Annotated in this window: 10 protein-coding genes; all 10 read left to right on the top strand. The window is 57.9% G+C overall.

Annotated features, from left to right (window positions below; translation table 11 throughout):
• The first annotated feature begins 64 nt into the window (after window positions 1-64).
• Entirely contained in the window at window positions 65-3,640 is a 3,576-nt protein-coding gene (gene dnaE, locus OZX67_RS07035; protein ID WP_277142023.1) for a DNA polymerase III subunit alpha, read from the top strand.
• Window positions 3,641-3,949: 309 nt separating this feature from the next.
• Window positions 3,950-5,347 carry a histidinol dehydrogenase gene (hisD, locus tag OZX67_RS07030; RefSeq protein ID WP_277142021.1) on the top strand — a complete coding sequence of 466 codons (1,398 nt, stop codon included), beginning with the start codon at window positions 3,950-3,952 and terminating at the stop codon, window positions 5,345-5,347.
• An 81-nt stretch (window positions 5,348-5,428) separates the two neighbouring features.
• Entirely contained in the window at window positions 5,429-5,827 is a 399-nt protein-coding gene (locus tag OZX67_RS07025) for a GNAT family N-acetyltransferase (protein WP_277142020.1), read from the top strand.
• 205 nt (window positions 5,828-6,032) lie between these two features.
• Window positions 6,033-7,196 (top strand): histidinol-phosphate transaminase, encoded by a 1,164-nt coding sequence (locus OZX67_RS07020; protein WP_277142018.1) that lies wholly within the window; start codon window positions 6,033-6,035, stop codon window positions 7,194-7,196.
• A gap of 167 nt (window positions 7,197-7,363) precedes the next feature.
• Window positions 7,364-7,966, top strand: coding sequence for an imidazoleglycerol-phosphate dehydratase HisB (gene hisB, locus OZX67_RS07015; protein ID WP_277142016.1), 603 nt, complete (start codon window positions 7,364-7,366; stop codon window positions 7,964-7,966).
• Between the two features lie 146 nt (window positions 7,967-8,112).
• On the top strand, window positions 8,113-8,922 hold the full coding sequence (locus OZX67_RS07010) for a hypothetical protein (RefSeq protein WP_277145017.1): 810 nt from the start codon (window positions 8,113-8,115) through the stop codon (window positions 8,920-8,922).
• A 316-nt stretch (window positions 8,923-9,238) separates the two neighbouring features.
• Window positions 9,239-9,937 (top strand): imidazole glycerol phosphate synthase subunit HisH, encoded by a 699-nt coding sequence (gene hisH / locus OZX67_RS07005; protein WP_277142014.1) that lies wholly within the window; start codon window positions 9,239-9,241, stop codon window positions 9,935-9,937.
• Between the two features lie 144 nt (window positions 9,938-10,081).
• The gene (gene priA / locus OZX67_RS07000) at window positions 10,082-10,810 is read left to right on the top strand and encodes a bifunctional 1-(5-phosphoribosyl)-5-((5-phosphoribosylamino)methylideneamino)imidazole-4-carboxamide isomerase/phosphoribosylanthranilate isomerase PriA (RefSeq protein WP_277142013.1); all 729 of its coding nucleotides are present in this window, start codon (window positions 10,082-10,084) and stop codon (window positions 10,808-10,810) included.
• A gap of 240 nt (window positions 10,811-11,050) precedes the next feature.
• Window positions 11,051-11,707: a beta-phosphoglucomutase gene (gene pgmB / locus OZX67_RS06995; RefSeq protein WP_277142011.1), complete on the top strand. Its 657-nt coding sequence runs from the start codon at window positions 11,051-11,053 to the stop codon at window positions 11,705-11,707.
• 154 nt (window positions 11,708-11,861) lie between these two features.
• Window positions 11,862-13,199: a glutamine synthetase family protein gene (locus tag OZX67_RS06990; protein ID WP_277142009.1), complete on the top strand. Its 1,338-nt coding sequence runs from the start codon at window positions 11,862-11,864 to the stop codon at window positions 13,197-13,199.
• Window positions 13,200-13,220: the final 21 nt, after the last annotated feature.

Below are 13,220 nucleotides of genomic sequence, written 5' to 3'. Positions count from 1 at the left end.
GATTTCGGAAATTTCAGCGTGCAGAAAAGTACTTGGGTCTGACCGGCTCGGTATCGTGGAGAGCATGGCTTATTCGGGAAATTTTGTTCAGTTGCACAACCATACGCATTATTCGTTGCTTGACGGCGCGTCCAAGATTCCCGATCTGATCAATCGCGCCAAAGAGCTCGAAATGCCGGCTGTCGGTATTACCGACCACGGCAATATGCACGGTGCCTACGAGATGTGGAGCAACGCCGTAAGTGCCGGTATCAAGCCGATTATCGGCATCGAAGCTTACGTTACCCCCGAAACGTCGCGAACCGACAAAACCCGCGTGCACTGGGGCACTGAAGCCCAACGCAGCGACGATGTTTCCGGCGGCGGCTTCATCACTCACATGACCCTTTGGGCCGAAAACGACGAAGGCCTGGTCAATCTGATGAAGGCTTCGTCCGTGGCCAATCTGGAAGGCCGCGTGGGCAAATGGCCGCGTATGGATTACGAAGTCCTCGAAAAATACCATAAAGGTGTCATCGGAACCTCCGGCTGCCCGTCCGGCATCATCCAGACCCGCCTGCGTTTGGGACAGTACAAAGAGGCTTTGCGCGCGGCGCACCAGCTGCAGGATATCTTCGGTAAGGATAATTTCTATATCGAACTGATGGACCACAATCTCGAGATCGAAAAGCGCGTCTCCAAAGACCTGCTCAAGATCGCCAAAGACCTCGGTGCCCCCATCATCGCCACCAACGATTCCCATTACGTCCATGAAGCTGACCGTGGCTCGCAGGACGCCATGCTCTGCATCAATTCCGGTTCGCATCTGGACGACCCGAACCGTTTCAAATTCGACGGTTCCGGCTACTACATCAAGTCGGCCGAAGAGATGCGCGAACTCTTCAAAGACCTGCCCGAGGCCTGCGACAACACACTGGAAGTGGCCGAACGCTGCAACGTGATGTTCGACGACCACGAGGACGGCGCCTTCATGCCGCTCTTCGACTGCCCGGAGGGCTGGGACGAGACCTCGTTGTTCCTGCACGATGTGCAGAAGGGCCTTGAGAAACGTTATGACGGCAATGTGCCGGACAAAGTGCGCAAACAGGCCGACTACGAATGCGGCGTGATCTGCCAGATGCAGTTCTGCGGCTACTTCCTCGTGGTCGCCGACTACATCAATTGGGCCAAGACCCACGGTGTGATGGTCGGCCCCGGCCGTGGTTCCGCGGCAGGCTCCATGGTGGCCTACGCCATGGGCATCACCGAACTCGATCCGCTGGAACACGGTCTGATCTTCGAACGATTCCTCAACCCGGAACGCGTCTCCCTGCCTGATATCGATATCGATTTCGACCCCGAAGGCCGCCAGAAGGTGCTCGACTACGTGGCCGACAAATACGGGCACGACAAGGTGGCGCAGTGCGTCATCTACGGCACCATCAAAACCAAGCAGGCCCTGAAGGATTCCGCCCGCATCATGGGCTACGAGTTCTCCGTGGGCGACCGCATCGTCAAGGCCTTGCCGCCGAGCAAGAACGGCAAGGACGCGAGCTTGAAGGAGATGTTCGATCCGACCTCCAAGAAATACGCCGAGGCGCGCGAGTTCCGCGAGCTCTACGAATCCGACCCCGACGCGCGTCGCATCACCGACGAGGCCAAGGGCATCGAGGGGCTGATCCGCCAGACCGGTGTGCATGCCTGCGCCACCATCATGTCGGCCACGCCGATCACCGACACCTCGCCGCTTTTGGAACGTACCGACGGCACGGTGACCACGACCTTCGAATATCACACCTGCGAAACGCTGGGGCTGGTCAAGAACGACTTCCTTGGCCTCTCCAACCTGACGGTCATCCGTGACACCCTGAAAAACATCGAACTCAACGGCAAAAAGCCGATTGATTACACGAAGATTCCGCTGGATGACAAGGAAACCTACGCGCTTTTGACCCGGGGCGACACCCTCGGCGTCTTCCAGCTCGATGGCGACGGGATGCGGGCGCTGCTCAAAAGCCTTAAGCCCGATAACTTCAACGATATTTCCGCGTTGATCGCCCTCTATCGCCCGGGCCCCATGGATGTGGACTCGCATAACAACTATGCCAAGCGCAAGAACGGCTTGCAGCCCATCACCCCGATCAACGACGAGGTGGCCGAGGCGCTCGCACCGGTGCTTGACGAAACCTACGGTCTCATCGTCTATCAGGAACAGGTGCAGTCCGCTGCACGAATCCTGGCCGGCTACTCGCTGGGGCGCGCAGATGTGCTGCGGCGCGCGATGGGCAAGAAGAAGCCCGAGGTGCTGGCCAAGGAACAGGGCCCGTTCTTCGAAGGTATGAAGGAGCATGGATACTCGCGGAAGGCCGCGCAGGACGTCTGGGACATCTTCGTGCCGTTCGCCGGCTATGCGTTCAACAAGGCGCATTCAGCGGCCTATGGGCTGATTTCCTACTGGACTGCTTACCTCAAAACCCATTATCCGGTGGAATTCATGGCTGCGCTGCTGCAGAACGAACGCAGCAACAAGGACAAGACCGCGCTCTACCTGGGCGAGGCCCGGCGCATGGGCATCAAGGTGCTGCCGCCGGACGTCAACGAGTCCCGGCTCGAATACGCGCCTGTCGGCGACATCATCCGCTTTGGTCTGGGGGCCATTCGCAACGTCGGCGACAAGGCCGTGCAGGACATCATAGCTGAGCGCGAAAGCAAGCGCGGCAAGTTCGTCAACTTCATGGACTTCATTCGTCGCGTGCCGTTGAGCGCCCTCAACAAGCGTTTGGTAGAATCGTTGATCAAGGCAGGTGCCTTCGATTCGATCGATCCCAACCGTCGCGCGCTTTTCCAGATTCACGAACCCGCCATCGACTCGGTGGTGAGCCTGAAGCGCAAGCAGGCCGAGGGACAGTTCGATCTGTTCAGCGACCTGGGCTCCGATGGCGACGGCGACGGGGCAGGCGCGGGCACTGACGCTATGGGTGACGCTCAGGTCAGTGTTCCTGATATCCCGGAATGGGACAAGAAGACCAAACTGAACTTCGAGCGCGAAATGCTCGGTCTCTACGTCTCCGACCATCCGCTTTCCGGCATGGCTTCGGTTTTGAACAGCCTGCGCGACATGTCCATCGCCCAGCTGATTAACGGCGCCGCGAATATGGACGACCGGCAGCAGGTCACTATCGCCGGGCTCATCACTTCAGTTGATCGTCGTGTCTCCAAAAAGGGCAACCCCTGGGCCATTGTCACCGTCGAAGACATGGAAAGCTCCATCCAGTGCATGTTCTTCGGGCGTGCTTACACCGGCGCCGCCGAATCGATGGCCGTCGACGAGGTGGTGCAGATCCGCGGGCAGATCGAGCTGCGTGACGAGACGGTGAGTTTGCGGGCCAACGAGATGAACGTGCCGAATCTGGTGGCCGAGGATGAACGGCCGCTGGTGCTCACGTTGCCGCAGACCGCCCTGAACCGGCCGCATGTCATGCAGTTGGGGCAGATAATTACCAAGCATCCCGGAGTCTGCGAGGTGAAGCTGGCCATTCTTGATTCCAATGGCAACGCCAAGGTGCTGACGTTCGGTGACCGTTTCCGCGTGAAACGCGACACGTCGCTGTTCGCGGAGATCAAGATTCTCTTTGGTCCCAAGTGTCTGCCCGCGTCGTAGGCCGGGCTTGTTTGCGTCGCAGGTGCAATGGTTGGTTGCAAATGCGACGGTGAGGAATGCAATTGCGTCGCAGATGCAGTGAATGATTGCAAATGCGATGTTCTTGACCTGGTTTGCGTCTCATTTGCAATCGGTGGTTGCGTTTGTGACGGTTTTTGGTTTAGATCCGTCGTATTTGCAATGATTGGTTGTGTTTGCGACGGTGGGGGATTCCATTGCGTCGCAGACGCAATATGGCAAATGGGCAATTGGTCTCAGAATGTGAGTTGTATCTCATACCGATGCATCGTGCCGAATACGATAGAAAACATGGAAAATAACACCATGCGAATTATCGATCTGCGCGGAAAGCGCCTCACCCGTGCGCAAATGCTTGAGGCCATGCCTCGTGCCGAAATGGGCACGAACGAAGCCAGCAGCGCTGTGCGCCCCATTCTCGATGACGTCAAGGCCCGTGGAGCAGCGGCCTTGCGTGATTTCGAGGAGAAATTCGATCATATTCGCCCGCACCATCTGCGTGTGCCTGCTGAGGCCATGCAAAGTGCGCTCGAAGAGCTTGACCCTGAGGTCCGCGCCGCCATCGAGGAATCGGTGCGTCGTATCCGCAAGGTCTGCGCCTCGCAGGTGCCGAAGGACTTCTATACCGACCTGGCAGAAGGCGCACGTGTCGCCGAACGCTGGGTGCCGATTGAGCGCGTCGGCCTGTATGTGCCCGGCGGCAAGGCCGTCTACCCGACTTCCGTGATTATGAACGCCGTACCGGCGCAGGTCGCCGGCGTTTCGTCTCTAGCCATCGCCACGCCTCCGAGCGCCGACAACGACGGCTTGCCTAACAAGACCATCCTCGCCACCTGCGCCATTTTGGGCGTCGACGAGGTCTATGCGGTCGGCGGGGCACAGGCCGTCGCCATGTTCGCTTACGGCGCCAACGGTTCGGAGCCGCAGGACGGCGAAGTGCTGTGCGAACCGGTCGATAAGATCACCGGCCCTGGCAACATCTTCGTGGCCACGGCCAAGAGCATGGTCTCCGGTATCGTCGGCATCGACGCGGTCGCAGGGCCCACCGAAATCGCGATTCTGGCTGACAAGACCGCCAACCCGAGCTGGGTGGCCGCCGATCTGATCGGCCAGGCCGAGCACGACGAGCTCGCCGGTTCCGTCCTGATCACCGACAGCGAGGAGCTGGCCAAGAAGGTGCAGGAAAGCCTCGATTACCGAGTTCCGAAGACGATGTCCCATACGCGCGTCGCCACGTCGCTCACCGGCCGCCAGTCCGGCATCATTTTGACCGACGGCTTGGATCAGTCGGTCGATGCCGCCAACGCCTATGCTGCCGAGCACTTGGAGATTCAGACCGAGAACCCGGACGAGGTCGTGCCGCGCATCAAGAACGCCGGCGCCATCTTCCGCGGTCCGTATTCGCCGGTTCCGCTGGGCGATTACATGTCCGGTTCCAACCACGTGCTGCCCACCGGCGGCACCGCCCGCTTCGCCTGCGGTCTCGGCGTGCACACCTTCATGAAGCCGGTCGAGGTCATCGAATACGACGAGCAGGGCTTGAAGCCTCTGGCATCGCTGATCAATGCCTTCGCCGTCTCCGAGGATCTGCCGGCCCACGGCGAGTGCGTGCTGAGCCGCTTCGTCGACGACCCGTACGACAAGGCCACGTTGAAGGAGCAGGAGCGCAAGGCCGGCCTGCGCAAGTAGCCTGGTTCGTTTCGGCTTCGGTCTCGGCGGTCTGAAACCGCTGACCCCGAGGCTATTGAAATTATCGGGAGGAAACCGGATATGATCGCCTACGCACATGAACGGAGCATCACTGCCGAGCAACTTGCTTCTGTGTTCGATCGATCCGGAATCCATCGCCCGACCAAGGATTTGGCCAGGTTGCAGGAAATACTCGACAATGTCGATGTCTTATGGACGGCGTGGGATGGCGGACGTCTTGTTGGCGTGGCACGTGCCCTGACCGATTTCAGCTATGCCTGTTATCTTTCGGATTTGGCAGTCGACAGGGATTGCCAACGTCAGGGTATCGGCCGAAAACTGGTTGACGGCGTTCGCAGTACGATTGGGCCGGATGTGTCGTTGGTGCTGCTGGCGGCAGAAAAGCAATGCAATGTTTATCCCCGCATAGGTTTCCGCCATGCCGACAACGCATTCATGATTGCCGGACGGCCGTTCTAGGAATGAGGTTGGTGGCCGTTTTTCCAACATGAAGTGCGATGAGATGCAGAAAAGTGTTCATTTCAGCTGCTCAGTGAGCACTTTTTGCCATGAAGTCGGTAAGATGCTAGAAAATGGTCATTTAGAGTGGTTCAGTGCCGTTTTCTTGCATGGCTGGTACCGGATGCTGGAAACAGAACATTGTCGAAATGAAGGGAAGAGCAAGATGACCAATTCGATTCCACAGGATCTGCCGCTGCGCAACGACCTCATCGGGGAGGTTCCTTATGGGGCGCCGCAGCTTGACGTGCCGGTGTGCCTGAACGTCAACGAAAATCCGTATCAGCCCGCGCCGGATGTCGTTGATCAGATCGCCGAAGATGTGCGTAAGATCGCCCCGACGCTCAACCGTTACCCTGACCGTGAGCACACCAAGCTGCGTCAGGCGTTTTCGGACTATCTTGCACGCGAATCCGGCGTGAAACTCGGCGTCGAGCAGTTGTGGGGCGCCAACGGCAGCAACGAGATCATGCTTCAGCTGTTCCAGGCGTTTGGTGGACCGGGACGCAAGGCGTTGGGCGCCGATCCGACCTATTCCATGTATCCCGAATATGCACGTGACACGTTTACCAAGTGGATCACGGTGAAGCGTAACGCTGATTTCTCGCTGAATCTTGAGGCTTTGCTGGACGCCATCGACCGCGAACAGCCGTCGATTATCCTCTTGACCAGTCCGAACAACCCGACCGGCACCATCTTGCCGATGGATCAGCTGGAAGCGGTGCTGAAAGCCGCGCAAAACGCCAAGGTTGATGGGGCGGCAGAAGGCGTACACCCCGTGGTCGTGGTGGACGAGGCCTATATCGAATTCCGTACTCCCGGCACGCCAACAGCGCTGGAACTGTTGGCTGGTTACCCGAACCTCGCCGTAAGCCGCACGATGAGCAAGGCGTTCGCCTTCGCAGGTGCGCGCGTGGGCTATTTGGCCGCCGACCAAGGCATCATCGACTGCGTGCGTATCGTGCGCATGCCTTACCATCTTTCCGCCGTCACGCAGGCCACGGCGCTCGCAGCGTTCAAGCACACCGATGAGCAGCTGAGTCAGGTGAAACATCTGCGCGAAACCCGTGAGGCCACCGCTGCGTGGCTCAAAACGCAGGCCTGGCACGGCAAGCCGCTACAAGTCGCCGATTCGCAGTCCAACTTCGTGCTCTTCGGCGGTTCCTTCGAAGACCGCGACCGCATTTTCGACGAGCTTCTGAAACGCGGCGTGCTGATTCGCGTGGTCGGCCCAGACGGCTGGTTGCGTGTGTGCATGGGCACCGACGAGGAGATGGCCCGTTTCCGCGAAGCGTTGACGGAGGTCTTGGCGCAGCTCGAAAACGAATAGTGGTTATTAGGTTTCCTGACAATACGCACGAACCCTGATTCATGTCATAAAGAATTCATTTCCCATATGAAATCTGTGATACATATGGGAAATTTTCGCTTGACTTCGCGATGAATTATGATGGTAGAAGTCTTGAAATGTATATGAACAGGGATAAAGGAGCGGGTATGGCAAGAACGGCGACAATAGTGCGCGAGACCAGCGAGTCCAAGGTCGAGCTGAGCCTGAATCTCGACGGCACCGGCAAAACCGACATCGAGACGACGGTGCCCTTCTACAACCACATGATGACCGCGCTCGGCAAGCATTCGCTGATCGACCTCAAAATTCGCGCGAGCGGTGACACCGACATTGACGTGCACCACACCGTGGAAGACACCGCCATTGTCTTCGGCGAGGCGCTGAAGCAGGCGCTGGGCGACAAGCGCGGCATCCGCCGGTTCGCCGACGCCACCGTGCCGCTTGACGAGGCGCTTGCCCGTGCCGTGGTCGACATTTCCGGCCGGCCGTATGCCGTATGCACCGGCGAGCCGGCAGGCTTCGAATACGCCATGATCGGCGGGCATTTCACCGGTTCGCTGGTCCGTCACGTCATGGAATCCATCGCCTTCCACGCTGACCTCTGCCTGCATATGACGGTGCTCGCCGGCCGCGACCCGCATCATATCGCCGAAGCCGAGTTCAAGGCATTGGCACGTGCCTTGCGTTTCGCCGTCGAACCCGACCCACGTATCGCCGGCATCATTCCCAGCACGAAGGGAGCGCTGTGATGAGTGAACGTCGCGATGATGATGAACAAAACGACGATTTCAAAAATTTTAGTGGTGGTGACAACACCAATGGGTTCGACAATGCCAATAATGCCAATAATGCCAACAATCTCAATGGTTTCGGTAAAGGCAACGGCTCAGGTAATATGAGTGGGTCCAATGGTTCCGACGATTCAAGTAGCGAGAACGGCGGACTGTTCAGCGACGAAGAGCTTGAGGAAGCGCTGGCAGATTTCGAAAAGGAATTCGCGGACGATACGGACGGCAAGAATTCGGACGATAAGGCCTCCGATGGTTCCAACGATTCCGGCGTAGGTGGCAAGGCTTTTGGTGAGGGCACAGCCGGCAATATCTCAGGCGGCGATGTCAGCCAGCAGCCGAACGCAAATTCCGGTATAAACGGCGCGGGCGACGCCTCCGAACTCTCCGATCGCAAAATTACCGATGAACTTGATCAGATGGACTTCGACGAGGAACTCGAAGGGCTTATCGGCAACCGTGCCAAGGTGGCTATGCTGATCACCAGGCTGATTTCGGCGGATTTGCTTGCAGCTTTCTGCCAGATCGCGGATATTTCGGCCGATTGCTTGGCCGATGAAAACGGGGCCGTGGCGATTCTGCACAATCTCGATGGCGACGCTCCGGAAGGTGCCGCAAAAGATCTCACGAGCGTGGTCAATGGCATGCCGGCCGTGCTTTCGGTCAATCGTGCCGACAAGCTCGTTTCCACGCTCTACATGGCCGGTGAGCCGGGCCAGCAGTTCGCTCCGCCCGTGCTTTTCACCACCACACCTCGCTGCGTTGAAGACCTGATGCTTGGCATTACCGATGTCGCCGAGCTCAAGGAGCAAGGCATGCATGTGGTGGCAACCGCTGATTTCGACCGCAAGAAGGCCTTCGGCGTGATTGCGGACCATACGCGCTCGCGCGGGCGTGGCAAACCCAGCATTCAGTAAGCGGCGGTTCGTTCAAAAGCGGTTTGGTGATTTCGGCGTGAAGGCGGCAAGACGAAACGCAAGTTTGTGTTTGCCGTATTCCCCTGAATTATTCCTTTGGGATATCGTATGCATTTTCTTGAAGAAAATTTTGCGAGCGGAATTGTGCCAGTAAAGCACTTTTTGGATGATTCCATATCGTATGGTGAATGATTTCGATAGGTTGCGCGAATCCAGACGATACTTAGATTATCCAGACAAACGTAGGGAACAGGTTCACACAACAAACCTACGAAACAAACGAAGAGGCAAAATCGAGGGAAATGGGGAACAGGCAATGACCGCAGTGGTGGTGTTCGATTATGGTTTCGGCAACGTGCGCTCGATGATGCGTGCGCTCGCCCATATCGGGCTTGAGCCGACGCTGACCAGTAACCGCCGTCAAGCACTTGAAGCCGATGGGCTGGTGGTGCCCGGCGTCGGAGCGTTCGCGGCATGTATGGACGGCCTCAAGGCCGTGGGCGGCGATCAGATCATTCTCGAACGTCTGAAGGCGGGACGGCCGGTGCTCGGCGTGTGTGTTGGCCTGCAGATCATGTTTTCGCAGGGCACGGAAGGCGGCGAGGCGGCAAAGGGTCTCGGCGTGATCGACGGAAGCGTGGATCTTCTTGACGCCGACGTGGTGCCGCACATGGGCTGGGACACGATCAGCGCTCCCGACGGTTCCGTGATTTTGCATGGGCTTGAAGACCAACGATTCTATTTCGTGCATTCGTATGCCGCAATGACCGCTTCCATTCCCGAAAACCCTGTAATGACGGCGAATAATGCAGCTCCCGGAACAGGCGGGTATCAGGGCCATGCGCAGTCCTCCATCGATGAGGTGAAAACGCAAAAGGTGGGATTCTGCGATTACGGACGCAGCCATTTCGTGGCGTCCTACGAGCGCGGCCCGCTTTCGGCCACCCAGTTCCATCCCGAGAAATCCGGGGAGGCTGGCGCGCAGCTGCTCAAGAACTGGGCGGCGACGCTGTAGGCTTAAGACATTGCGGAATCCTGATTTTCCGACATGGCAGCGTTGCGGATAAGCGCGGCAGTTGGTTTTAACAGAGTTTTGACAATATGTATTACGTATTGATTGATGATTCAGAAATTAGCGTTTCAATTCAAAGGAGAAGACATGCTGACATTGCTTCCGGCTGTTGACGTCCGAGGCGGCAAGGCAGTGCGTTTGCGTCAAGGCAAATCCGGGTCCGAAACCGATTACGGCAGTCCGTACGAGGCGGCGCAGACATGGTTCGACGAGGGTGCGACTTGGATTCATTTGGTGGATCTCGACGCCGCGTTCGGCACCGGCGACAACCGCGCGAAGCTGCGCGAGATCGGCGAAAAACTTGGTGACAAGGTCCAAATCGAAATGAGCGGAGGCATTCGCGACGATGCCAGTCTCGAAGCGGTGTTCGAGGCCGGTGCCGCGCGTGTCAACATCGGCACCGCAGCGTTGGAAAACCCGGAGTGGACCGCCAAAATCATCAAAAAGTACGGCGACAAAGTGGCCATCAGCCTGGACGTCAAAGGCCACACCTTGGCCGGCCGTGGCTGGACCAGCAAGGGCGGCGACCTCTTCGAAACCATGGCCGCGCTCGATAAGGCCGGCTGCCGGCGTTACGTGGTCACCGACGTCGCCCACGACGGCATGATGGACGGGCCGAACCTTACGTTGCTGCGCGAGGTCGCCGAACGCACCCCGGCCCACGTCACCGCTTCCGGCGGTATTTCCAGCCTCGATGATATCCGCGCCGTTGCGAAGCTCGAAAGCGTCGGCGTCGATGCGGCGATTCTCGGCAAGTCGCTTTACGCCCATGCCTTCACGCTTAAGGAAGCGCTCGCGGTTGTTGGACGGGAGTAGTCTTGGCTTCGCCAGACAGCGCAGCTTTGCAGATTCGATTTACAAAGTGGATTTCTAGGTAAGGGGTTTAATCCAGTCGGCAAGCCATTACGTAATATAGATTTTCAAGACGGGTTAGTTGTACTTGGAAATCCTCTTATCGCAATACAATAGCAATAGGCAATGCAAATATTTTCGGGATGGATATGATGCTTTAATGAACGTAAGCATTGCAGGAGCGAAGAGAAATGAGGAAAGCCGATGAAAGGTGCACTTTTTGATTTGGACGGCGTGATCGCCGATACCGCTGTTTACCATTTTCAGGCCTGGCACAAGCTGGTCAAGGACCATTTCGACCGCGAGCTTCCCGACGAGCTGGAGGAAAAGACCAAGGGCGTCAGCCGCGTCGACTCTCTCAAGGTGATCCTGAACTATCTCGATGTCACCGTTCCGCAGGGCGAGTTCGACGCGCTCGCCGCGGAAAAGAACGAGGCTTATCGCGGGCTGCTTTCTGGGCTGACTTCGGCCGATATCCTGCCGGGAATTCCTGAATTGATTGCGCAGATGAAACGGCATGGCGTGAAGCTTTCGCTGGCCTCGGCGAGCATGAACGGCCCGTTTATCCTTGAGAAGCTTGGACTTTCTGATACGTTTGACGCGATTGCCGATCCGAGCAAGGTGGCCGCCGGCAAGCCAGCTCCCGATATTTTTCTGGAAGCGGCTGCTGAAATCGGCGTCGATCCCAACGATTGCGTGGGCTTGGAGGATTCCGTCGCGGGCATCACCGCCATCAACGCCGCCGGAGCGTTTTCGGTAGGCGTCGGCAGTCCGCAGGAGCTTGGCCATGCCAAGCTGCTGGTAGCCAATACCACGGCCTTGCGTTTCGACGAGATTGAACAGGCTTGGGAACGTCGCTGAGTTCGCAGGGAAATCACAAGTCGGCAAATAGCAAATCGAGAACGACGTAATTCCGCCAATTCGAAAAACCTATTTGCCGACTTGTAATTTACATCAGCTTGGCGCAATCCCAATTTTTAACTGGAATGTAATAATGCCGTGAGACCATAGGGTTATGGATAAACAGCAAGAATTCGCCTTGCGTACCGTCGAGGAACGCGATGTGCGATTTATTCGTTTGTGGTTCACCGACGTGCTGGGAACGTTGAAGTCCGTAGCCATCGCGCCTGCAGAACTTGAGGATGCCTTTGAGGAAGGTCTCGGCTTCGATGGTTCGGCGATCGAGGGCATGACCCGCGTCTCCGAAGACGACATGATCGTCAGGCCGGATCCTTCCACTTTCCAGCTGTTGCCTTGGCGTGACGGCCCGCAAGGCACCGCCCGCATGTTTTGCAACATCCTGACCCCTGACGGCGAACCGTCGCTCGGCGACCCGCGCCACGTTTTGGAGCAGGAGCTTCAAAAGGCCAAGGAGAAGGGTTTCACCTTCTACGTCCACCCCGAGATTGAGTTCTATCTCTTCGAGCAGCAGGACGATTGGGGCGAGCCGCCTACGCCTGTCGATTACGGCACCTACTTCGACCACGTGCCGCGCAGCCCGGGAATGGATTTCCGCCGCGCCGCCGTCAACATGCTTGAGCAGATGGGCATTTCCGTCGAATACTCGCACCATGAGGTCGGCCCAGGCCAGAACGAGATCGATCTGCGTTACGCCGACGCGATGGCGACCAGCGACAACATCATGACCTTCCGTACCGTGGTCAAGGAGATTTCGCTGGAACGCGGCATCCACGCCAGCTTCATGCCCAAGCCTCTGACCGACCAGCCCGGCAGCGGCATGCACACCCACCTGAGCCTTTTCGAAGGGGATTCGAATGCCTTCTATGAGGCCGGGCAGGAATTCAACATGTCGTTGATCGCCCGCCAGTTCGCCGCCGGTATTCTTTATCATGCCCGCGAAATCAGCGCGATCACCAACCAGTACGTCAACTCCTACAAGCGCTTGTGGGGCGGCAACGAGGCCCCGAGCTACGTCTGCTGGGGCCACAACAACCGTTCCGCGCTGCTGCGCATCCCGCAGTACAAGCCGGGCAAGGGCAATTCGGCACGTATGGAATACCGTGCGCTCGACCCGGTCGCGAACCCGTATCTTGCGTTTTCGGTGCTTTTGGCCAGCGGCCTCGATGGCATCGAGCAGAAGATGACGTTGTGCGAGCCGACCAGCGACGCGGTCTGGGATCTGACCGATGCGGAGCGCAAGGCCATGGGCATCGAACCGTTGCCGGAAAACCTCGACGAGGCGCTGAAGGTGATGGAGAAATCCGACTTCGTCGCCGGCGTTTTGGGTGAGCATGTCTTCGAATACTTCCTGCGCAACAAGCGTCAGGAGTGGGACGATTACCGTCGCCAGGTCACCCGCTACGAGCTGGAGAAGTTCCTGCCGAAGCTCTGACATGGGTTTCCGGCATTTTCT

The sequence above is a fragment of the Bifidobacterium sp. ESL0728 genome, from assembly GCF_029392015.1.
In the GTDB taxonomy this organism is placed as follows: domain Bacteria; phylum Actinomycetota; class Actinomycetes; order Actinomycetales; family Bifidobacteriaceae; genus Bifidobacterium.
Note: the sequence above shows the minus strand (reverse complement) of the source record. Positions and strands in the feature narration are given on the sequence as shown.